The following is a 22,179-nucleotide window of genomic DNA, read 5'->3' as shown; positions in this document are numbered from 1 at the left end:
TGCCGTTCACTATTTCACTCGAACAGGCAGGAAAAGCCATGACCGCGCCACGCCCGTCGAAAACCCATATCGGCAACCACAAGCTCCACCCGGAGACGCTGATGCTGAGCTATGGCTTCGATCCGCAGCTGTCGGAGGGCGCCGTCAAGCCGCCGGTGTTCCTGACCTCGACCTTCGTGTTCAAGTCGGCGGAGGAGGGACGCGACTTCTTCGACTACACATCCGGCAGGAAGGAGCCGCCGAGCGGCACCGCCTCCGGCCTGGTCTATTCGCGCTTCAATCATCCCAACAGCGAGATCGTCGAGGACCGGCTGGCGATTTATGAGGGGACGGATGCCTGTATCCTGTTTTCATCGGGCATGTCGGCGATCGCCACGACACTGCTCGCCTATGCCCGTCCAGGCGACGTCATCCTGCATTCGCAGCCACTCTACGGCGGCACGGAGACGCTTTTGACGCGCACGCTCTCCGGTTTCGGCATCGGTGCTGTCGGTTTCGCGGATGGCGTGGATGAGCCGGCGGTGCGCACGGCCGCCGACGCGGCCGTCGTGAAAGGCCGCGTGTCGGTCATCCTGATCGAGACGCCGTCAAACCCGACCAACAGCCTGGTCGACCTCGCGCTGATGCGCAAGATCGCCGACGAGATCGGCGCGAGCCAAGGGTCAACGCCGATCATCGTGTGCGACAACACATTGCTGGGTCCGGTGTTCCAGCGGCCGATCGAACATGGTGCCGACGTGTCGGTTTATTCGCTGACCAAATATGTCGGCGGCCATTCCGACCTGATCGCAGGTGCCGCCATGGGCAGCAAGGCTATCACCAAGCCGATCAAGGCGCTGCGCGGCGCGATCGGCACGCAGCTCGACCCGCATTCCTGCTGGATGCTCGGCCGCTCGCTGGAGACGCTGTCGATCCGCATGGAGCGGGCCAACGACAATGCTCGCCTGATCGCCGAATTCCTGCGCGACCACGCCAAGGTCGACAAGGTGCACTACCTGCCGTTTCTGGGCGAGAATACGCCGGCCGGCCGCGCCTACAGGGCGCAATGCAGCGGCGCCGGATCAACCTTCTCCTTCGACATCAAGGGCGGGGAGAAGGCGGCTTTCGCCTTCCTCAACGGATTGCAGATCTTCAAGCTGGCGGTGAGCCTCGGCGGAACGGAATCGCTGGCCAGTCACCCCGCGGCCATGACCCATTCGGGCATTCCCTTCGAGGTGCGCCAGCGCATCGGCGTGCTGGAGACCACGGTCAGGCTGTCGATCGGCGTCGAGCATCCGGACGATCTGATCGCCGACCTGACGCAGGCGCTGGCGGCGGTCTGACCGCTATCGCTGAAGCCGGACAGGACGGCCCCTAGGATCTCTATACGTCATCACAAAAATGTGTGGTTGGATACATTGTGCCGCCAGGCCGTTCCGTTGGCGCATGCGCGCGCCGGGGAGCCGCGACGCGTGCACAGTCAATCGGAGGTTCTTCATGCGCACCCAATCCTTCTTACCGGCGCTGTCGGCGCTGGCCATTTCGACCGCTTTCCTGTTCGCATCGCCGGCCCTGGCAGCCATGGAAAAGTTCAAGGCGACACTAGACGGCAGCCAGCAGAGCCCGCCCGTCACCACGAAGGGTAAGGGCACGGCCACTTTCACCTTCGACACGACCAAGAAGAAGCTCAACTGGAACGTCAAATATTCCGGCCTCAGCGGACCGGCGACGGCCGCGCATATCCATGGCCCTGCGGCGATGGGTGAAAACGCCGACCCTGTCATCCCGTTCAAAAAACTCAAGAGCCCGATCAAGGGGTCGGAGACGCTCACTGATGCCCAGGCGGCTGACCTTGAGGCCGGCAAGTATTACGTCAACGTCCACACCAAAGCGAACCCGAATGGGGAGGTCCGCGGCCAGATCGAGAAGGCGAAGTAGCTGACCGTTGAAGGTTGGCGGGACAGCGCCCCCCTCTGTCCTGCCGGACATCTCCCCCTCAAGGGGGGAGATCGAATGTACTTCGGGTTTCGCCAATCGCCAGTGTTGGAAGAAGGGCGAGACGACGAAACTGCCAATCTCCCCCCTTGAGGGGGAGATGCCCGGCAGGGCAGAGGGGGCGTGAAGGAATTCGACTTGACCCGGTCGGCTCTCAAACCTTGTCGCGGATCTGGGTCATCGTCCGGGTCGGGGTGATCGCTTCGGGGTCGAGCCGGATCTCGACGATCGCCGGCTTGCCGCTGGCGCGGGCGCGTTCGAAGGCCGGGGCGAAGTCCGCCGTCTTCTCAACCGTTTCGCCATGGCCGCCATAGGCGCGGGCGAGAGCCGCGAAATCGGGGTTCTTGAGGTCGGTGGCCACCACGCGGCCGGGATATTCGCGCTCCTGATGCATGCGGATGGTGCCGTAGATACCGTTGTTGACGACGACGACGACGATCGGCAGGTCGTATTGCACGGCAGTGGCGAATTCCTGCCCGTTCATCAGGAAGCAGCCGTCGCCGGCGAAAGCGACCACGGTGCGCTCTGGAAACAGCTCTTTGGCGGCGACTGCCGCAGGCGTGCCATAGCCCATCGAGCCTGACGTCGGCGCACCTTGAGTGGCGAAGCGGCGGAAGCGATGGAAGCGATGCACCCAGGTGGCGTAATTGCCTGCGCCGTTGGTGAGAATGGCGTCGTCGGGCAACATCTTTTCGAGATAGTTCATGATCGGGCCCATCTGGACCGGGCCGGGGCCGCTTTCGGGTGGTGTCGACCAGTCGAGATAGGTGGCATGCAGCTTTGGCGTCTCGGCTGCCCAGACGGGTGCGGAGGCCGGCTTGCGTTTGGCGAAAGCGTCGACGAAGGCGGACGGCGAGGCGTTGATCGCCAATGCCGGCCTGTAAACGCGGCCGAGCTCGCCGGAATCGGCATGGACATGGACCAGTGTCTGGGCGGGGTAGGGGCTTTTCAGCAGCGTGTAGTCCGAGGAGGGCATTTCGCCCATGCGGCCGCCGATCAGCAGCACGAGGTCGGCCTGCTTGATCGCTGTGGCCAGCTTCGGGTTGATGCCTATGCCGACATCGCCGGCATAGTTCGGATGCAGATGATCGAACAGCATCTGGCGGCGGAAGGAACAGCCGACCGGCAGCGACCAGGCCTCGGCGATCGCGCGCATTTGTGCAACCGCCTCGGCGTCCCAGCGCGTGCCGCCAAGGATGACGAAAGGCCGCTTGGACTTAGCCAGCAGCTTTTCCAGCGCATCGAGTTCCGCTTCGCCGGCCCGTGTTTCCACCGGTGTGTGCGGCAAGGCGACGGGCGCCTCGACGACACTGGTCAGCATGTCTTCGGGCAGCGAGATCACCACCGGGCCGGGACGGCCCGATGTCGCCACGGCGAAGGCGCGGGTGACGAATTCTGGGATGCGCGAGGCGTCGTCGATCTCGACTACCCATTTGGCGATGTCGCCGAAGAACCTCTTGTAATCCACCTCCTGGAAAGCCTCGCGCTCCTTGGCGTGGCCGGCGACCTGGCCGATGAACAGGATGACGGGTATCGAATCCTGCATGGCGATGTGGATGCCGGCCGAGGCATTGGTGGCGCCGGGGCCGCGGGTGACGAAGCAGATGCCGGGCTTGCCGGTCAGGCGGCCGTGGCAATCGGCCATCATGGCGGCACCGCCTTCCTGGCGGCAGACGATGGTGCGGATCGCTGAATCGTGCAGCGCGTCGAGCACCGCCAGATAGGATTCACCGGGCACGCAGTAGATGCGGTCGGTGCCGTTGGCTTCGAGAGCGTCGACGATGAGTTGTCCGCCGGTCTTCATTGTCCAGACTTCTCCAGTTCGGCAAGGATTTCTTGCGTGTGCTCGCCCAGGCGCGGCGAGGGGCGCTCATAGACCAGCGGCGTGCCCGACATCACCATCGGCGCGCGCACCGAAGGCAGAAGATTGCCATGGCCATCGTCCAGGTCGAGCCGCATGCCGCGCGCGATCGTCTGCGGGTCGGCGAACATCTGGCCGATCGTGTTGATCGGGCTCGCCGGCACGCCGGCCGCTTCCAGCTTTGCCAGCAGCGGATCGCGGTCGAAGATCTTCAGCGCTTCGATCACATGCTCGCGCAGCTTGACCCGGTTGGCGACCCGGGCGGGGTTGGTGGCGAAATCTGGATTGGCTGGCAGATCGTCCAGCCCGACGGCAGCGCAGAATTTGGCGAACTGGCCGTCATTGCCCACCGCCAGGATGATGTGCCCATCCCGGACCGGCACCACCTCGTAGGGGGCGATGTTCATATGCGCATTGCCCATCTGCACCGGCGATTTGCCGGAGACGAGATAGTTCAAATTCTGGTTGCCGAGCGCCGAGATCTGGGTGTCGAAAAGCGCCATGTCGACATGCTGACCTTCGCCGGTCTGCTCGGCATGGCGCAGTGCTGCCTGGATGGCGATGACCGAATAAAGGCCGGTGAAGATGTCGGAGATGGCGACGCCCGCCTTTTGCGGCTCGCGGCCGACCTCGCCGGTGATCGACATCATGCCGGCCATGGCCTGGATGATGAAGTCGTAGCCGGCGCGCGGTGCGTACGGACCGTCCTGGCCGAAACCGGTGATCGAGCAGTAGACGAGGCGCGGGTTGATCTTGCGCAGGCTGTCATAGTCGAGGCCGTATTTCTTCAGGCCGCCGAGCTTGAAGTTCTCGATCAGCACGTCCGAAGTGGCGACCAGCCGGCGCACCGTCTCGGCGCCTTCCGGGGTCGAGAAATCGATGGCGATGGAGCGCTTGCCGCGGTTGCAGGAATGGTAATAGGCGGCCGACAGGTTCTCGCCGTCCTTGCCCATGACGAAGGGCGGGCCCCATTTGCGGGTGTCGTCGCCGCCATCGGGGCTCTCGACCTTGATGACATCGGCGCCGAGATCGGCAAGCAACTGCCCGGCCCATGGCCCGGCAAGGATGCGGGCGAGTTCGACGACGCGGACGCCTTTCAGCGGGGGCTCAGCCATGGATCACCGTGGTTGCCGCAATCACTGCGATTGCTGCGAAAGCAGAGCCTCTATCAAGCCCTGCAACGGCTGTCACGGCTCTTGCAATGGGCCAATCCGTCACGCTTTGAGGACTTCGTCGGCCCAGGCGGCGAAATCATCCATGATAATGTCGCGATTCACCTCGTTCAGGCTTTCGTGGCGGGTGTCGGCGTAAACCTTTGAAACCAGATTCGAAAAGCCCATCTTGCGCATGCGATCGGCAAGATGGGTGATCCCTTTGCCATAGTCGGAAGCCGGATCCTTCTCGCCGCCGACGATGCTGACGGGCAGGTCGCGCCGGATACCGGCAAAGCCGGCATCCTTGCCGCCGTTCAGCGCCATACCGACGACGTCGCGCCACATCGACACCGAAGCGTCCCAGCCGCACAAGGGATCGGCAATGTATTTCGCCACTTCCGCTTCGTCGCGCGACAGCCAGTCGAACACTGTGCGGTGATTGGGCACCGCCTTGCCCCAGGCCTGGAAGGTGAGTTTCGGCAGCAGGCGCGATGGCACGTCGGAGCCGAGCCGCATCCGTTCCCAGGCAAGGATGCCGAGCGCAAGCTGCCCAAGCGGGCCTTGGGAGAAATTGCCGTTCCAGATTGCTGCCGCGTGAACGCGTGGCGAGTGGCGCAACAGGTAGTTCAGCGCCACCGACGCACCCATCGAATGGCCAAACAGGATGACCGGTCTGTTTGGCCGTTCGCGGGCGATGAGATCATGGATGACGTCGACGTCGGCGATCACCTTGGCGGCACCGTCCCTGTCGGCGAACCTGCCGAGCGGAGCGTCGGACGCCTTGGTCGCGCCGTGGCCGCGATGATCGTGGACATAGACGTCGAAACCGCGCGAGCCAAGAAAATCGGCAAAGCGGGCATAGCGCGCTGCGTGCTCGGCTAGCCCGTGATTGATCTGGACGACGGCGCGTGCCCGGCCATCGGCCTGCCTGACGAAAAGATTGAGCTCGGCACCGGTCGGCGAGGCAACCACGCGCTGCTGGCTGAATGACATGCCGCCTGGTCCCGCCCTTGCTTTTGTCGTCGTTGGCTTTGTTTGCGCCGGCCCACATTATGCGTCAATCCGGCAAACCCGCTTTTCGCGACGATGTTTCTTGCGTTCGGTCAGCAAAATATCGCAATTCTGACATGGAGACAGCTTCAGTCTGTCGCCCACTTCTTCAGCCGGGGATTCTCCATGCGCATCGGTGTCGTTTTCGGATTGGCCATGTTGGCGGCGTCGCTGGCCGGGGCCGCGCATGCCGACGTGAAGATGAGCGGCAGCTTCGTCGCCGACGCCGCCTGTCCGGCGACGCAAGCGATCAAGAACGGCAAGAACCCCGGCAATGTCTCGACCGATGCCGGGCAGAGCTATCAGCTGCTTGCCGGCAACAAGGATACGCCGACGCATTATCTCATCCTGGTGCCGGGCGCCGATCCGGAGCGCCGCTGGGTGAAGGTCAGCTGCGGCCATGTTTCCGGCAGCAGCGCGGCGACCGTGCCGGCCGCGCCTGACGGGCAAGGCAAGCCGGCGGCATCGGGGAAGCCCGAATACGTCTTCGCGCTGAGCTGGCAGCCGGCGTTTTGCGAGACAAAGTCGAACAAGACCGAATGCAGGGCACAAAGTACCGGCGATTTCGACGCCACGCATTTCACCTTGCACGGCCTGTGGCCGCAGCCGAATGGCAATTTCTATTGCCAGGCGACGGCGAGCGACAAGGCCAACGACAATCCGGCCCACTGGAAAGACCTGCCGCCGGTCAATCTTGACGCCAACACCCGCACGGAACTCGATCAGGTGATGCCTGGAACGGCCTCCCATCTCGAACGGCATGAATGGATCAAGCACGGCACCTGCTACGGCAAGAGCCAGCAGGACTATTTCTCCGATGCGCTGAATTTGATGCGCGCGGTGAACAGTTCGCCGGTGCGCGATCTCTTTGCCAAGAACATCGGCGGCAAGCTGACGGCCGACCAGATCCGCGGCGCTTTCGACACTGCCTTCGGGGCGGGAGCAGGGGACCGCGTGCGCGTTTCCTGCGTCATCGATCCGTCGAGCGGCAGGCGGCTGATCGGCGAACTGACCCTCGGCCTCGCCGGCCCGATCGGCCCGAACAGCGCGCTCAAGGACCTGCTGCTGGCTTCGGTGCCGACCAACAAGGCAGGCTGCCCGACCGGCACCGTCGACGCTATCGGGTTCCAGTAAGGGCGGCTGAACGGCGCCTAGACTGCACGAGCAGCGGTCCACACTTGTCCGTGTGATTGGCCTGATCTGGCAAAAGCGATTGCCGTTCGCCGCCGCATCGCCTACATAGCGGCCAACCTCCATTCAATTCGACAAATCCAGTCGGTTTTTCAGGGAAAGCGCGCGTGGCACGCCAGTTCATCTATCACATGGCCGGCCTCAACAAGGCCTATGGCACCAAGAAGGTGCTCGAGAATGTCCATCTCTCCTTCTATCCGGACGCCAAGATCGGCATCCTCGGCCCCAACGGTTCGGGCAAGTCGACGATCCTCAAGATCATGGTTGGGCTCGACAAGGAGTGGAACGGCGAAGCGTGGCTCGCCGAAGGCGCCACTGTCGGCTACCTGGCGCAGGAGCCGGCGCTCGATCCGGACAAGACCGTGTTCGAAAACATCATGGAAGGCGTCGCCGCCAAGACCGCCATCATCGAGCGCTACAACGAATTGATGATGAACTATTCCGACGAGACGGCCGACGAGTCGGCCAAGCTCCAGGACGAGATGGATCGGCTGAACCTGTGGGACCTCGAACAGCAGGTCGAGATGGCGATGGAAGCGCTGGGCTGCCCGCCCAAGGATTCGGAAGTCACCAAGCTTTCGGGCGGCGAGCGCCGCCGCGTCGCGCTTTGCCAGCTTCTGCTGCGCCAGCCCGACCTTCTGCTGCTCGACGAACCGACCAACCATCTCGACGCCGAAACCACGGCATGGCTGGAAAAGCATCTGCGTGCCTATCCGGGCGCCGTGATGATCATCACCCACGATCGCTACTTCCTCGACAACGTCACCGGCTGGATCCTCGAACTCGATCGCGGCCGCGGCATTCCCTATGAGGGCAACTACACCAAATACCTCGAAGCCAAGGCCAAGCGGCTCAAGCAGGAAGGCCGCGAGGACGATGCCCGCCAGCGCGCCATCGGCCGCGAGCGCGAATGGATCCAGTCGAGCCCGAAGGCCCGCCAGACCAAGTCCAAGGCGCGTATCCAGGCGTTCCAGGACCTTTTGGATGCAGCCGACAAGCGGCGTCCGAGCGATACGCAGATCGTCATCCCGCACGGCGAACGGCTCGGCAATGTCGTGATCGAGGCGGAAGGCCTGTCGAAGGGCTTTGGTGACACGCTGCTCATCGACGGCCTGGAATTCAAGCTGCCGCCCGGCGGCATCGTCGGCGTCATCGGCCCGAACGGCGCCGGCAAGACGACGCTGTTTCGCATGATCACCGGCCAGGAAAAGCCGGATGCGGGTTCTGTGCGCGTCGGCGAAACGGTGAAGCTCGGCTATGTCGACCAGAGCCGCGATGCTCTCGATCCGTCGAAGACGGTGTGGGAAGAGATTTCCGGCGGCGCAGAAGTGGTCAAGCTCGGCAAGTTCGAGGCCAACACGCGCGCCTATTGCGCGTCGTTCAACTTCCGTGGCGGCGACCAGCAGCAGAAGGTCGGCAACCTCTCCGGCGGCCAGCGCAACCGCGTGCATTTGGCCAAGATGTTGAAGACCGGCGGCAATGTGCTGCTGCTCGACGAACCGACCAACGATCTCGACACCGAAACGCTGGCCGCGCTCGAAGACGCGCTGGAAAATTTCGGTGGCTGCGCGGTCATCATCTCCCACGATCGCATGTTCCTCGACCGCCTGGCGACGCATATCCTCGCCTTCGAGGGCGACAGCCATGTCGAATGGTTCGAGGGCAATTTCGAGGATTACGAGCAGGACAAGATCCGCCGCCTCGGGCCAGATGCCGTCAACCCGCACCGCATGACCTACAAGAGGCTGACGCGGTAAGGGGTTTTCCGGGCGGCGATCTCAACCGGCATGAGGAGCTCAAATGGCTGATTGGTCCGCCGCCCAATATCTGAAATTCGAGGACGAACGCACGCGGCCCGCGCGGGATCTTGTGGCGCAGGTGCCCGTCGACTTTCCGCGCCGGGTCGTCGACATCGGCTGCGGGCCTGGCAACTCGACCGAACTGCTCGTCGGGCGCTGGCCGGATGCTGGGGTGAGCGGCTTCGACACTTCGCCCGACATGATCGAGAAGGCGCGGGCTCGCTTGCCCGAGGTCACCTTTGATCTGGCCGATGCCTCCACATGGCAGCCGGCGGAGCCGGTCGACGTGATCTTCGCCAATGCGGTGTTCCAGTGGCTGCCCGAGCATCCCGCAGTCTTCCAGCGGCTGATGGGTTTCCTCGCGCCAGGCGGCGCGCTTGCCGTCCAGATGCCCGACAATCTGGGCGAGGACTCCCACCGCCTGATGCGCGAGACCGCCGCCGAATTGCCGTTTGCCGAAAAGCTCAAGGGCGCGGCACGCGGGCCGTTGCCGCCGGTGTCGTCCTACTATGACCTCCTGTCGCCGCTCAGTGATCGGCTGGATATCTGGCATACCATCTACAACCACCCGCTTGCCGACGCGCAGGCGATCGTCGAATGGGTGAAGTCGACGGGCCTGAAACCGTTCCTCGATCCGCTGGATTCCGACGAACGGGCGATGTTCCTCGAAAGCTACACGGCCAAGATCGCCAAGGCCTATCCGAAAACGGCTAGCGGTAAGGTGCTTTTGCGCTTTCCACGCATCTTCATCGTTGCCAAGCGGGCCTGATTATCCACGTTGCACGAGGACCAGTCCGGCCTAAACCTTTGGTTTAAGCCGGCGTAAACCGCCGCGGTGAGAAAACTGTTGCGCCGGAGCGTTCCGGCGCCCACATGAAGCCCGCAACGCCTGCGGATGGGACGGACTGGACATGCATCGCGTCATCATCAGCGGCATCGGCGTTGAAATCCCTGAAGCCACAATCACCAATGAAGAGCTGGTGGCCAGCTTCAATGCCTGGGTCGACGCGGAGAATGCGCGCCGCCTGGGCACCGACGAGCCGCCGCTGGCGAAATCGGATAGCGACTTCATCGTCCACGCTTCGGGCGTGCGCACCCGTCATGTCATCGAGCGCGAAGGCATTCTCGACCCGACCCGCATGTCGCCGCGCATTCCGGCTCGGCCCGACGATGCGCTGTCGCTCGAAGCCGAGTTCGGCATCGCCTCGGCAAAGAAGGCTCTCGAGCATGCGGGACTACAGCCGTCGGATATAGACCTGGTGATCTGCTCGGCCTCGCATCACCAGCGGCCCTATCCGGCGATCGCCATCGAAATGCAGGAGGCGCTGGGCACGAAGGGCGCAGGCTTCGACATGGGGCTCGGCTGTTCTTCGGCGGCGGCGGCCTTGCACATCGCCGTCAATTTGGTGCGGTCCGGCGCGCACAAGCGCATTCTGGTGACGACGCCCGAGATCATCACCGGCCATCTCAATTTTCGCGACCGGCAGACGCATTTCATTTTCGGCGACGCTTCGGTGTCGATGGTGCTCGAAGGCCTGGCCAAGGGCGACAAGCGGCCGGGGCGCTTCGAGGTGCTCGACACGCGCATCTGGACGCAGATGTCGAACAACATCCGCACCAATCTGGGCTACCATACCCGCACCGCCCAGGATGATCCTTACATGATCAATCTGGAAGGCAATCTGATCAAGCAGGTCGGCAACAAGGTGTTCAAGGAAGTCACCGTCGCCGGGCAGAAATTCATCGTCGAATTCCTCGCCGAGCACGGGCTGACGCCACAGGCGATCAGGCGCTTCTGGCTGCATCAGGCCAATGCGCGGATGAATGCGATGATCCTGAAGCTGTCGTTCGGCCACGAGGTCGATCACGACCGCGCGCCAATGGTGCTGGAGCGGCTGGGCAACACGGCGGGCGCCGGGGCCATCGTCGCGCTGTCGGAGAACCACGCCGATATGAAGCCGGGCGATTTCGGTCTGATCTGCGCCTTCGGCGCGGGGTACTCGATCGGCGGCGCGCTGCTGAGAATGCTTTGAGGCTGCCGCGTCAGGCTGGTGCGAACGGCACCAGCATCGGAACGCGCGCGGCATAGTCGTCATAGGCGCTGCCCAGTTCGCCGCGCAGGAAATTTTCTTCCAGCCTGGCTTTCGTCACGATGCCGATGATGAGCAGCGCGGTTCCGGCTATGCCCCAGATGGTGCCCTTGGCTGCCATGGTGGCGAGGATCGCCAGCAGCAATCCGGTGTAGATCGGATGCCGGACAAGGCCATACGGGCCGGTGTTGACGACACGGTGCCCGGCCTTGGCGGTGATGGTGCCCGACCACAGCCTGCCAAGATGCAGGCGCGCCCACCAGGCAAAGGCGATGCCGATGGCGATCAGGGCGACACAGATCCAGGCTTCGGGGAGATCAGGCATCCACAGCCTGAGCCGGCCTTCATAGCCGTGCGCCGGAATGAACAGCAGCACCGCGCCGGCTACCCAGAGACCCCGATAGCGGGCCTCCGCCTTGAACCCGGCGCGCTTCTGGGCAGGGTCGGACCACAAAGCGGCGACGGCCCAGCTTCCTGCCCAGATCAACCAAAGCAACGTGATTGCCGTCACAGGTCGCATGATCAGCCTCCGCAAACCGTCTGGACGTCACTATGAAACCGGCACCGCGCGCCGGCAATGTGGTGCGAGATCGATGACAGGTAAGAAAAGCGTGATCGCGATCCTATCGGTGCTGTTGATCGGACGATCAGCACTTTCGACTGGACGCCGCGAAGCGCGCCCGGCTAACTCGCTGGATGACGAATGGAAAGAACGCCATGCCGGATCTCTTCCCCGAGGCTGAAAAGCCGGTTGAAATCATCGCCGCGCGAAAGCTTGCCGCCAGGGCGGCAGCGCTTTACGTGGCGCCGGCGGATCATTTTCAGACGCGCCCGGTGGACGAATTGCGGCTGGGTTTCGACGGCATATCAGGCGATTTCCATGCTGGACCGACGCGGCGCTCGGGCGGGCGCGAGCCCTGGTATCCGCGCGGCACTGAAATGCGCAACGAACGGCAGCTGTCGATCGTGGCAGCGGATGAACTCGCCATCGTCGCCGAGCGCATGGGCCTGGCCGAGATCAAGCCGGAATGGATCGGCGCCAATCTGGTGATGGAAGGGGTGCCGAACCTCTCCATGCTGCCGGCCGGCACGCTGCTGTTCTTCAAGGGCGGCGTCACCATCAAGGTCGACGCACAGAACGGCCCGTGCCGCATCGCCGGCCGGTCGATCGCCGAAAACGCCGGAATGGCCGACGTCGAAGCCGGCGCGCTGCTGTTCCCGAAAGCGGCGAAGCGGCTGCGCGGCATTGTCGCCTGGGTAGAGAAGCCAGGCACGGTTAGGGCAGGCGAAGAGATATCGCTGCGCGTGCCGGAGCAGTGGATTTATCAAGCCTGAGGGCCGGCTACGCCGCCCATGGAGCGGCGCAGCAAAAGCGCTGGACTTCAGCCCTTGCGGTTCTTCTTCACGCCTTGCGCCATGATGGAAACGTCGTCCCACTTCTCCCAGGTGGCAATGCGGTTGGCGTATTCCTGCTTGATCATCGGCAGGCCGCCATCGCCGAAGAATACCCGCAGCGGCGGCTCGGCGGCGTCGACAATGGCCAGCATGGCCGGCCCGGTGGCGTCTGGATCGCCGGCGACCGAATTGGCGCGGCGCTCGGCCATCTTGGCACGGGCGGGCGCATAGGCCTCGATCGGTTGGGACACCTTGGCCGACGGCCCGGCCCAGTCGGTGGAGAAACCGCCCGGCTCGACCAGCGTCACATGGATGCCGAATTCCGCGACCTCGATGCTGAGCGACTGGCTGAAGGCCTCCAGCGCCCATTTCGAGGCGTGGTAGAGGCCGAGCGAGGCAAAGGCATTGACGCCGCCGATCGACGAGATCTGGATGATGTGGCCGGAACGCTGTGCCCGCATGATCGGCAGTGCGGCCTGAGTGACCCACAGAGCGCCGAAGACATTGGTTTCGATCTGGTCGCGAGCTTCCTGTTCGCTGACCTCCTCGATGGCGCCGAAATGGCCGTAGCCGGCATTGTTGATGACGACGTCGAGCCGGCCAAAACGCTTGTGCGCCTCGGCGACAGCGGCATCGACGGCTTTCTTGTCGGTGACGTCGAGCTTTATCGCGGCAACCCTGTCGCCGTATTTCTCGACGAGATCGGCGAGCGTGCCGGCATCGCGGGCGGTGGCCGCGACGCTGTCGCCACGCGCGAGTGCGGCCTCGGCCCAGACGCGGCCAAAGCCTTTCGACGATCCGGTGATGAACCAAACCTTGTTTGTCATGATCTTGGAGTCCTTGCCCCTGCGGGCGTGATTTTGGATGAAAGCGGAGGCTTCTCCGCTTTCGGGCATATACGGTCGATCCTCTGATTTTCCAGAGGCGACGGGAATCTTTTGACAAAGACGCCTGAATTATCGGGGATAATTCACCTGAGACGACCAGGCCGGGTCATCGTGCTTTTGCCAGTAGCGCGCCATCAGCCGGCTGGTGATCGGTCCGACCTTGCCATTGGCGATCGCCGCGCCGTCGATCTCCGTCACCGGCATGATGCCGCCCGCGGTGGAGGTGATGAACACCTCGTCGGCCTCGCGCAATGCGGTGACGCTGACATCGGTCGCCGTGGCGGCAAGGCCTTCTTCTGCACAGAGATCGAAGACGGTGCGGCGGGTGACGCCGGGCAGCACGCCGGTGGCCGGCGTCGATAGTTTGCCGTCCTTGACGCAGAAGACGTTGAAGCCCGGGCCTTCGGCGACATTGCCGTTGAAGTCGAGGAGCAACGCGGTCTCTGCACCGCGATCATAGGCATCGTAGAGGCCGCGCACCAGATCGAGCCAGTGGTAATTCTTGATCGCCGGGTCGATCGAGGCCGGCGGAATACGCATCTTGTCGCTGATGGCGACGCGCAGGCCGCGCTGCAGCTGCTCGGCGTTGGCGACCGAGCCGAACGGCACGGCGAAGGCCATGAAGCGGTTGACCGCCTGGCGCGGGTCGCGGCTGAAGGTCGGAGAGGCGCCGCGCGTGCACAGCATTTCGACATAGGCGGCGCGATGACCGGACAGCGCCACGCAATTGTGCAAGATTTCGGTCACGCCGTCGCGGTCGAAGGGAATGGTCATGCGCAGCTTTTCCAGCCCGCCGAGGAAGCGGTCGAGATGCAGATCGAGGCGGAAGAAGCGGCCGTTCCAGACATGCACGGTGTCGTAGGTGGCGTCGGAATGCAGAAAACCCCAGTCCAGCACCGAGATCTTGGCCTGCGACATCGGCAGGTATTGGCCGTCGAGAAAGGCGATGCCGTCGGGGTAGGAATGCGGGTCGACATGGCGGTCGCCAACCACGGGCAGTTGCTTCTCGTCCTGTGTCGTCGCCGTGTGGCTCATTGGGGCCTCCTGTCACGCAAGGCGAGTCAGCAGGCTATCGGCGCAGGGCAGAACGCATAGAGCCACCCGCCCGGTGCTGTTCGGCCTCGATGACGATCTCGCCGATACATTGGATCGGAATTGCCTTAGATTGCGCGCTCTGAACGGGAGGGGGAAGATGGGCAGGCTTGGGGCCGTCATAGCAGCCATGACGATGTTCGCCGCCGCGGGCGAAGCCAGCGCCCAGTGCGCGCGCGAAGGCGAGGAATTGTGCCAGGGCGGGCAGACCTATCGCTGCGAGAAAACCGGCAGCGAATTGACACCGATCTTCCAGAACCTGCCTTGTGCGGTGAACGTGCCGTCGCTGAGCGGCACCTGGGTCGGCAGCGGCCATCAAAGCCCGGCGGGTGACGCCGGGGCCGACTGGCCGATCGCCATGACCATCAACGATGGCAGCGCGTCGATCGACTATCCGTCACTCGGTTGCGGCGGATCGCTGTCACAGACGTCCAGTGACGGCATTTCGGCGGAATACCACGAGAGCATCACCTACGGTCAGGACAAATGCATCGACGGCGGCAACATCACCGTCAGGTTTTTCAAGGAAAATCTGTCCTGGACCTGGATCGGCCAGGCCGATGGTCAGCCCTATAATGCGGTCGCAGTGCTTAAGCGGAAGTAGCCGTGGTCATTCCTCCTCGTCATCCGCGTCGAGCAGGCGCGTCGCGCGCCAGCGGGTGAGCACGACGTTGGTCTGCTCGATGACGAAGAAACGCGCCGAGTCGCGGTCGTAGCCTTCGCTCAGCAGTTTCTCGTAATCTGTGTGCATGTGGCGGATATGGGCAATCGTCGCCAACCATACGGCGATGCCTGGTGGTAAGGTCTTCATGTGGACCGCGCCGGCGTCGCCGCGGATCTTCTCCATGTCGGCATAGGGTGCCAGCGGCAGAAGTGCTGTCAGCGCCTTGGCGATGGCGCGGCGGCGACCGGTGGGCGCCGTCATCGCCGACCCCCGGGCTCGTCGCGCCCTTCGATGGTCGCCTCCGGTATAGCGTCGGTCGAGGCGAAATAGGGTTTTATGTCGATGACCGGAGTGCCGTCGAGCACGTCGATGGCGTCGAGATCGATGCGGCCGGTGTTCTGGTCGAGCCCGACGAGCCTGGCCACATGCAGCCCGATTGGGTTGGGGCGGGCAGGGGAGCGCAGCGAAAATACGCCTTTTGCTTCGGCCGCATGGCGTGGTTTCTGCACAATCAGGTCCCGCGGCGCGTGATGCAGCCAGGACAGGATGATGACGTGGCTGGCGCGCTCCAGCCCCCGTAAGCCATTTCGGTAGGGCGCGTCCATGGTCAGCACTGCCTTCTGCCCGGTCTCGCGCGCGGCGCGCATGTTCTTCGGGCAGGTTTCGCGCGTCGTCCACGGCGAGGCAATGCGGCCGATGAAGACGATGCCGTCATCCGGCGGCATCAGGGCGGGATCGTTTTCCAGCCTCTGCTCGCCTTCGCGGGCCTCGAACATCTCACGCGGTCCAGTCATGGCCCATGTCTCTTAAAACGCCACACAAGCGGCATTTTCTTGTCCGGAAGCGACATAGCGCTTGCAAGGTTTCGAAAACTGACATAAACATATGTTTATATCTTTTCAAAGAGAATACGCTGATGCATGTCTCGCTCGACACTATGGTGGATACGTTAAAGGCGGCGGCCGAATCCAGCCGATTGCGCATACTGGCACTTCTGTCGCGCGGTGACCTCACCGTTTCCGATCTTACCGAAATTCTCGGCCAGTCGCAGCCGCGCGTTTCGCGGCACCTGAAGCTGCTTCTGGAGGCAGGGCTGATCGGCCGCTACCAGGAAGGGTCCTGGGCCTTCTTCCGCCTGTCGGATGCGGATTCCGCGCGTGACTTCGTCATGGGCCTGGTTTCCGGCATTCGCGGCGCCGATCCGCAGGTCGAGCGCGATCTTGAGCGCCTGGCCTCGGTCAAGCGCAAGCGGCAGGACCGGGCGGTCGAGTATTTTTCCGTGAATGCGGCAAGCTGGGACCATATCCGCTCGCTTCATGTGCCGGACCGCGCCGTCGAAGCCGCAATGCTGAAACTGGTCGGCAAGCGGCCGTTCCAGTCGATGCTCGATCTCGGCACCGGCACCGGGCGGCTGCTCGAAATCTTCTCGCCGCTCTATCGGCGCGGTGTCGGCATCGACATGTCGCGCGAGATGCTGACCGTGGCGCGCGCCAATCTCGACAAGGCCGGCGTTTCGAACGCGCAGGTTCGGCAGGGCGACATCTTCGCGCCGCCGGTCGAGCGCGATGCCTTCGATCTCGTCACCATCCATCAGGTGCTGCACTATCTCGACGATCCCGCCCGCGCCATCCACGAGGCGGCTCGGCTTTTGCGTCCGGCAGGACGCCTGGTCATCGTCGATTTCGCGCCGCATGCGCTGGAATTCCTGCGCGAGGAGCATGCGCATATGCGGCTCGGCTTTTCCGACCGGCAGATCGCCGACTGGTTTTCGGAAGCCGGCCTCGATCTCGAAGATGCCCAGGAGTTCGAGCCGCGCGGTGGCAATGAGGCGAGGCTCACCGTGAAACTCTGGCTCGGCCGCGATCGGCGCCTGCTGATTGCCGATCCTTCCAACGACACAAGGCAGGCCAAAGAGAACTCGATGGGGGAAATCGCATGAACCAGTTCCGCTTTTCCCGCCGCCCCGACATCGGCGACAAGGTCAGGGTTTCTTTTGATTTCAACCCGACGACGGCATACGAGATGGAAGCGAGGCTGTGGGAGACGGTCACAAGGCTGGAGCCGCTGAAGCCGAAATTCGTCTCGGTGACTTACGGCGCCGGCGGCTCGACACGGGAGCGCACCGCGCGCACTGTAAAGCGCATCTTGACGGAAACCGGTATTCCTGCAGCGGCGCATCTGACCTGCGTCGGGGCAACGCGCGACGAGGTCGATGCGGTCATCCGGGATTACAAATCGATCGGCATCAACCGGTTCGTGGCGCTGCGCGGCGACCCGGCCTCCGGCGTCGGCGAGCCCTACCGGCCGCATCCCGGTGGCTACGAGAATGGCGCGGAACTGGTCGCCGGGCTCAAGACGATCGCGGATTTCGACATCTCCGTCGCGGCTTATCCGGAAAAGCATCCGCAAAGCCCCGATTTCGCCACCGACATCGAGATGCTGAAGCGCAAGGTCGACAATGGCGCGACGCGGGCGATCACCCAGTTCTTCTTCGACAACGATCTCTACGAGCGCTATGTCGAGCGCGTTCGCCGCGCCGGCATCTACATCCCGATCGTGCCGGGCATCCAGCCGGTTCACAGTTTCAAGCAGGTCGCGAACTTTTCCGCGAGGGCGGGCGCGCATGTGCCCGGCTGGCTGGCGGAGCGTTTCGAAGGCCTCGACAAGGACCCGCAGACGCATGCGCTGGTGGCATCGGCGGTGGCAGCCGAACAGGTCATGGACCTGGTCGAGCGCGGTGTCGGCGATTTCCACTTCTACACCATGAACCGCGCCGATCTGGTCTTTGCCATCTGCCATATGATCGGTATTCGCTCGCACGAGGCGGCGGCCGCCGGATCAGCCGCGGCATGAGGTCGGGCTCAACAACAAAAGGCCGGGAAAACCCGGCCTTTTGAATTGGTTGGACTATTTGGGTGCTGGTCTTCCCCGCTTTGGCGGTCAGGGAAGGAAGCCCATAATGAGGGCTCCGATAAAGGCGAACGCAGCACAGATCATCAATGCGTTGATAGGCCTCGTAAGTCCCATGACATAGCCTCCTCTTAAAGAGCTATGTCATGGAGTCTAGGTTCATTTGTGCCACAGGCAAGCGGAAAATGTGCTGCATTGCGACGTGATTGTGAAATCCGCGACATGTCTTTTGCCGTTAGGCTTTGAAACTCCTAGGCAAATACCGACTTCAGACCTGTGAATAAAATGTGGCCGGCTCGTGTCGCTGCCGTGTCATGGCAGCGCTACCGCCGCGAAAGTCGAATTCGACTTTCGCGGCGATGTGGGGGTTCAAAGGACGCGCTAACGTCTTCCAAGGACGCGCCCGTCGATGGTGATGAGGCCGAGCGCGATCAGCACCACCCCGCCGATTTCGAACAGCTCCAGCCGCTCGCCTAGGAACAGGAAGCCGAGCAGCATGGCACTGGCCGGCACGACAAGCGTGACCAGCGAGGCGTTGGTAGCGCCCGCCGAGGCGACGAGGTTGAAATAGAGGATGTAGGCGACGGCTGTGGACAGAAGTGCCAGCGCCAGCACCGCCGCCCATACCGGCGGCGAGGCCGAGAACACGCCGGATGGGCCGTAGGTGAAGAGCACGATCGGGATCATGATGATGGTCGAAGCGGTCAACTGCCCGGTGGCGACGACCGGCGAGGGCACGCCCTTGAAGCGGCGGGCGACCATCAGCGCAATGCCATAGGACAGCGAAGCGCCGATCAGCGCGAATTTGGCCCAGACCGGGCCGCCAAGCCCGGAAAGCAGGCCGGGGCCGATCATGACGGCCGTACCGGCGATGCCGAGCGCAATGCCGGCGAGCTTGTTCCAGGAGAGCTTTTCGTCCGATGTCAGCGCATTGGCGAGGATCAGCGTCCAGAACGGCGTCGTGGCGTTGAGCACCGAGGCGACGCCGGCGCCAAGCTCCGTCTGGCCGGCGAAGATCAGCGAAAAGGGCACGACATTGTTGGTGAGCGCCAGCAGGAAGAACAGGCCTGCATGCGGAAGTGCGAGGCGGAAGGACGGACCGCGCAGGCCGAGATAGATCTGCAGCGCGATCGCGGCGATGGCGACGCGAAACAGCACCAGCACCAGCGGGGGGAGTTCGGCCACCGCGATGCGGGCAAAGAAGAACGAGCCGCCCCAGATCGCGCCGAGCAGCAGGAGCTGCCCCCAGTCCTTGAGCACCATCGGCCCGCGCGGTGCTGATGTCGCGGCTATTGCCATGTGAGTCGCCCTCCCAGACGGCCTGAATGCCAGTCAGTCAGGCAGAAGCCATATCGGACTCAGTGACAAGAGCCACCCGAAACCTGATCGCTGGCAAACGTTGCTGGCAAAGACCTAGCGCCCCAGCGTCAGCCGCACGAGACACAGAATTGTTTTCATTAGCCGCTAGCTTGGATTAATTGTGCGCAGCCGAAGTGAGGATTCGTCCATGCAGCGATTCGAGAATGCCCGCGAGGCGGCACTGGCGCTTCGTCCGGACGATCCGGTCTATTGCTTCCGCCCGCAAGTGCTGATGGCGGATGCCAGGCAGTTCATGGGCATGTTCCCCGGCAAGACCGCCTATGCGGTCAAGACCAATGGCGAGCAGATCGTGCTGAAGACGCTGGTCGAAGCCGGCGTCAAGGCTTTCGACGTCGCTTCGCCGGGCGAGTTCGCCGCCGTACGTGCCGTTTCCCCCGATGCCGAGATGCTCTACATGCACCCGGTCAAGGCGCAGTCGGACATCAAGCTGGCGCTGGAGAAATACGCCATCCGCGTCATTTCGCTCGATCATGAGGACGAGATCACCAAGCTGACGCGAGTGGTGCGGGCTCTCGACATCGATCCGGGCTCGATCAGCGTGTTCGTGCGGGTGCAGACCAAGGGGCATGCCGCCTACGAACTGTCGAAGAAGTTCGGCGCCGGGCCGGCCTATGCCGTCGAGCTCGCGGAGCGGCTGAACCGTACCGGCTACAAGGTCGGCCTGTGCTTCCATGTCGGCAGCCAGATCGAGGATCCCGACACCTATGAGCGGGCGCTGGCTTCCGCCGACTGGGTGCGCAACCGGCTGACCTTCGATATTGCCGGGCTCGATGTCGGCGGCGGTTTCCCCGCCGAATACGGCCACGACCCTAACCGCAAGCAGATCGAGATGCCGTCGCTTGGCCAGATCATGTCGCGGCTGTCGGGCGATCTGAAGGAGTATCAGTTCGACCAGATGCCGCTGGTGGCTGAGCCCGGCCGGGTGATCGTGGCGCGCTGCCTGTCGTTGATCGTGCGGGTGCTGCTGCGCAAGGGCAAGCGGCTCTACATCAATGACGGCATCTGGGCATCGCTGTCGGATTCATGGACCGGCAAGATCACGCTGCCGGCGCGCTTCATTCCCGACCCGGCGATCCGCTCGCGCAATGGCGAGGAGAAGAACATCGTGCCGTTCAAGGTCTGCGGCGCGACCTGCGATTCCGTCGACATCCTGTCGCGGCCGTTCTGGCTGCCGGAAACGGTCGATACCGGCGACTGGATCGAGATCGGCCATATCGGCGCCTATTCGCTGTCGCTTAGGACCCGCTTCAACGGCTTCTATCCCGACACCTTCGTCGAGGTGACGACGCCGTTCGACGAGGGCGACGCGCCACAGGGTTTTGCCAGTTTGGAGACGATGGCGGATTGAGGGGAATAAGGCAGTAGGGGAATAGGGGAATAGGGGAATAGGGGAATAGGGGACTAGGGGAATAGGGGTGGCGGCAGTCACTGCTTCGGGCTAATTTGCCCTACTGCCCTATTGCCCTATAATTTTCCCAACAGCTCCGGCGTCGGCCAGCCATCCACCGGCAAACCTAGCCGCGTCTGCTCCTTACGGATCGCCTCGCGGGTGTTGGTACCCAAAATGCCGTCGACGGTGCCGACATCGTAGCCCTTGGCTTCCAGCTTGGTCTGCAATGCCTTCATCTGCTCATTGTTGAGACCGGTCTCGGGATTGCGCGGGTCCAGCGGCGGCGCGCCTGCCAGCCGTGCGGCAAGGTTGGCTGCCGTCAGCGCATAGGTGAAGGACTGGTTCCATTCGAGATAAACGTCGAAATTGTCGTAGGCGAGGAAGGCTGGCCCCTTGCGGCCCATCGGCAGCGCGAGGCCTGCTTTCAGGCCGTTGTCGACCAGCGGCGCGCCGCTGGGGTAGGTGACGCCCCATTGCGCCCACTGCGACAGCGGCAGCTTGTTGGTGCGACCGGTCTGATCCCACGGCATGTCTTCGGGCACGCGGACTTCCTGGATCCAGGGCTGGTCGCGTTTCCAGCCGCGCGACAGCACCTTGTTGGCAGTGGTCATGATCACATCAGGCACGCTGCCGCGCAGGTCGATCTTGCCGTCGCCGTCGCCGTCGACGCCGCGTGCCAGATAGTCGGAGGGCAGGATCTGCGTCTGGCCGATCTCGCCGGCCCAGGCGCCCCTGACATCGACCGGCAGCACGCCGCGATCGATCAGTTCCAGAAGCGGCACCAGCTGTTGCCGGAAGAGCTGCGGCCGGCGGCAATCATGGGAAAGCGTCACCAAGGCGCTCAGCGTGTGGAAGTCGCCCTGCACGGCGCCGAAATCGGTCTCCAGCGCCCAGAAGGCGGCGATGATCGGCGCCTGGACGCCGAACTGCTGGTCGGCGCGGGCGAAGACATCCGCGTATTTCTTCATGTTCGCCGCACCTTGCTTCAGGCGATAGGCCGAGATCATCCGGTTGGAAAACTCGACAAAGGTTTGGGTGAAGACGCCCTGGGCGCGGTCGCGCGCCAACACCTTGTCATCTAAGGTTGCCGCTTCAAGGGCGTCGAGACCCACTGCACCTACGCCGGCCGCCTTGGCTTCCGCGGCGACGCCCTGCTTCCAGGATTCGAAGTCGCCGCCGCATTCCTGCGCCATCGCCGGCAAGGCCGTGGCGCACAGGGTCAGCGCAGCCGCGAGGACTTTGGAACGCAGTCGCATCAGCTTCCTTTCGAAACGAACAGGGGGTCATTTGTTGTGCTCCCCCCCCCCGGGAAGCCCAACGCCCTGAATTACCGGCGGTTGCA

21 protein-coding genes are annotated in these 22,179 nt (G+C 63.5%); 11 read left to right on the top strand and 10 right to left on the bottom strand.

Annotated elements, in window-relative coordinates; genetic code table 11:
• The first annotated feature begins 38 nt into the window (after positions 1 to 38).
• The gene (locus EN990_RS25190) at positions 39 to 1,322 is read left to right on the top strand and encodes a cystathionine gamma-synthase family protein (protein ID WP_064993845.1); all 1,284 of its coding nucleotides are present in this window, start codon (positions 39 to 41) and stop codon (positions 1,320 to 1,322) included.
• A 154-nt stretch (positions 1,323 to 1,476) separates the two neighbouring features.
• Complete coding sequence (locus EN990_RS25185) at positions 1,477 to 1,917, top strand: CHRD domain-containing protein (RefSeq protein WP_013530918.1); 441 nt, start codon at positions 1,477 to 1,479, stop codon at positions 1,915 to 1,917.
• 211 nt (positions 1,918 to 2,128) lie between these two features.
• On the opposite strand, the gene EN990_RS25175 is transcribed toward EN990_RS25185, so the two are convergent.
• The 3 genes from EN990_RS25175 to EN990_RS25165 all read right to left on the bottom strand — a co-directional run bounded on the left by EN990_RS25175 (position 2,129) and on the right by EN990_RS25165 (position 5,982).
• Positions 2,129 to 3,778 carry a thiamine pyrophosphate-binding protein gene (locus tag EN990_RS25175; RefSeq protein ID WP_127388415.1) on the bottom strand — a complete coding sequence of 550 codons (1,650 nt, stop codon included), beginning with the start codon at positions 3,776 to 3,778 and terminating at the stop codon, positions 2,129 to 2,131.
• Positions 3,775 to 4,950, bottom strand: coding sequence for a CaiB/BaiF CoA-transferase family protein (locus EN990_RS25170; RefSeq protein WP_013530920.1), 1,176 nt, complete (start codon positions 4,948 to 4,950; stop codon positions 3,775 to 3,777). Before EN990_RS25170 ends, EN990_RS25175 begins: the two co-directional genes overlap by 4 nt.
• A 99-nt stretch (positions 4,951 to 5,049) precedes the next feature.
• Positions 5,050 to 5,982 (bottom strand): alpha/beta hydrolase, encoded by a 933-nt coding sequence (locus tag EN990_RS25165; protein WP_024501494.1) that lies wholly within the window; start codon positions 5,980 to 5,982, stop codon positions 5,050 to 5,052.
• 183 nt (positions 5,983 to 6,165) lie between these two features.
• Between EN990_RS25165 and EN990_RS25160 the strand changes: the two genes are divergently transcribed.
• From EN990_RS25160 to EN990_RS25145, 4 genes are all read left to right on the top strand, one after another.
• Entirely contained in the window at positions 6,166 to 7,173 is a 1,008-nt protein-coding gene (locus EN990_RS25160; RefSeq protein ID WP_127385620.1) for a ribonuclease, read from the top strand.
• 164 nt (positions 7,174 to 7,337) lie between these two features.
• A complete protein-coding gene (gene ettA / locus EN990_RS25155) occupies positions 7,338 to 8,987 on the top strand; it encodes an energy-dependent translational throttle protein EttA (RefSeq protein ID WP_127369965.1) in 1,650 nt (549 codons plus the stop codon).
• A gap of 43 nt (positions 8,988 to 9,030) precedes the next feature.
• Positions 9,031 to 9,798, top strand: a complete 768-nt coding sequence (gene tam / locus EN990_RS25150) for a trans-aconitate 2-methyltransferase (protein WP_127369966.1) — start codon at positions 9,031 to 9,033, stop codon at positions 9,796 to 9,798.
• Positions 9,799 to 9,940: 142 nt separating this feature from the next.
• Complete coding sequence (locus EN990_RS25145) at positions 9,941 to 11,062, top strand: beta-ketoacyl-ACP synthase III (RefSeq protein ID WP_127385618.1); 1,122 nt, start codon at positions 9,941 to 9,943, stop codon at positions 11,060 to 11,062.
• Positions 11,063 to 11,072: 10 nt separating this feature from the next.
• Here the strand turns inward: EN990_RS25145 and EN990_RS25140 are convergent, their stop codons facing one another.
• Positions 11,073 to 11,639, bottom strand: coding sequence for an isoprenylcysteine carboxylmethyltransferase family protein (locus EN990_RS25140; protein ID WP_127369584.1), 567 nt, complete (start codon positions 11,637 to 11,639; stop codon positions 11,073 to 11,075).
• A gap of 197 nt (positions 11,640 to 11,836) precedes the next feature.
• On the opposite strand from EN990_RS25140, the gene EN990_RS25135 reads away from it, so the two are divergent.
• Positions 11,837 to 12,454 (top strand): MOSC domain-containing protein, encoded by a 618-nt coding sequence (locus EN990_RS25135; protein WP_127369585.1) that lies wholly within the window; start codon positions 11,837 to 11,839, stop codon positions 12,452 to 12,454.
• 47 nt (positions 12,455 to 12,501) lie between these two features.
• Here EN990_RS25135 and EN990_RS25130 read toward each other — a convergent pair whose 3' ends face one another.
• Positions 12,502 to 13,341, bottom strand: coding sequence for an SDR family oxidoreductase (locus tag EN990_RS25130; protein WP_013530928.1), 840 nt, complete (start codon positions 13,339 to 13,341; stop codon positions 12,502 to 12,504).
• A 129-nt stretch (positions 13,342 to 13,470) separates the two neighbouring features.
• Complete coding sequence (locus tag EN990_RS25125; protein WP_027160650.1) at positions 13,471 to 14,436, bottom strand: D-amino acid aminotransferase; 966 nt, start codon at positions 14,434 to 14,436, stop codon at positions 13,471 to 13,473.
• Between the two features lie 157 nt (positions 14,437 to 14,593).
• Between EN990_RS25125 and EN990_RS25120 the strand changes: the two genes are divergently transcribed.
• Positions 14,594 to 15,097, top strand: a complete 504-nt coding sequence (locus EN990_RS25120; protein WP_013530930.1) for a hypothetical protein — start codon at positions 14,594 to 14,596, stop codon at positions 15,095 to 15,097.
• A gap of 6 nt (positions 15,098 to 15,103) precedes the next feature.
• Here EN990_RS25120 and EN990_RS25115 read toward each other — a convergent pair whose 3' ends face one another.
• Together EN990_RS25115 and tsaA are read right to left on the bottom strand one after the other, a co-directional pair.
• Entirely contained in the window at positions 15,104 to 15,418 is a 315-nt protein-coding gene (locus EN990_RS25115) for a DUF2293 domain-containing protein (RefSeq protein WP_013530931.1), read from the bottom strand.
• Entirely contained in the window at positions 15,415 to 15,951 is a 537-nt protein-coding gene (tsaA, locus tag EN990_RS25110; protein ID WP_127388414.1) for a tRNA (N6-threonylcarbamoyladenosine(37)-N6)-methyltransferase TrmO, read from the bottom strand. The genes EN990_RS25115 and tsaA overlap by 4 nt, the downstream gene beginning before the upstream one ends.
• 122 nt (positions 15,952 to 16,073) lie before the next feature.
• On the opposite strand from tsaA, the gene EN990_RS25105 reads away from it, so the two are divergent.
• Together EN990_RS25105 and metF are read left to right on the top strand one after the other, a co-directional pair.
• On the top strand, positions 16,074 to 17,096 hold the full coding sequence (locus EN990_RS25105; protein WP_127385773.1) for a metalloregulator ArsR/SmtB family transcription factor: 1,023 nt from the start codon (positions 16,074 to 16,076) through the stop codon (positions 17,094 to 17,096).
• A complete protein-coding gene (gene metF, locus EN990_RS25100; RefSeq protein ID WP_127388413.1) occupies positions 17,093 to 18,010 on the top strand; it encodes a methylenetetrahydrofolate reductase [NAD(P)H] in 918 nt (305 codons plus the stop codon). Before EN990_RS25105 ends, metF begins: the two co-directional genes overlap by 4 nt.
• Positions 18,011 to 18,448: 438 nt before the next feature.
• Here the strand turns inward: metF and EN990_RS25095 are convergent, their stop codons facing one another.
• Positions 18,449 to 19,366, bottom strand: coding sequence for a DMT family transporter (locus tag EN990_RS25095; RefSeq protein ID WP_127385774.1), 918 nt, complete (start codon positions 19,364 to 19,366; stop codon positions 18,449 to 18,451).
• Positions 19,367 to 19,574: 208 nt separating this feature from the next.
• On the opposite strand from EN990_RS25095, the gene EN990_RS25090 reads away from it, so the two are divergent.
• Positions 19,575 to 20,795 carry an alanine racemase gene (locus EN990_RS25090; protein WP_013530936.1) on the top strand — a complete coding sequence of 407 codons (1,221 nt, stop codon included), beginning with the start codon at positions 19,575 to 19,577 and terminating at the stop codon, positions 20,793 to 20,795.
• 116 nt (positions 20,796 to 20,911) lie between these two features.
• Here the strand turns inward: EN990_RS25090 and EN990_RS25085 are convergent, their stop codons facing one another.
• Positions 20,912 to 22,093 (bottom strand): lytic murein transglycosylase, encoded by a 1,182-nt coding sequence (locus EN990_RS25085; protein WP_127388412.1) that lies wholly within the window; start codon positions 22,091 to 22,093, stop codon positions 20,912 to 20,914.
• Positions 22,094 to 22,179 lie beyond the last annotated feature (86 nt).

Source organism: Mesorhizobium sp. M7A.F.Ca.US.005.03.1.1 (assembly GCF_003997975.1).
Classification (GTDB): domain Bacteria; phylum Pseudomonadota; class Alphaproteobacteria; order Rhizobiales; family Rhizobiaceae; genus Mesorhizobium; species Mesorhizobium ciceri.
This window is presented reverse-complemented; position numbering and strand designations above follow the sequence as displayed.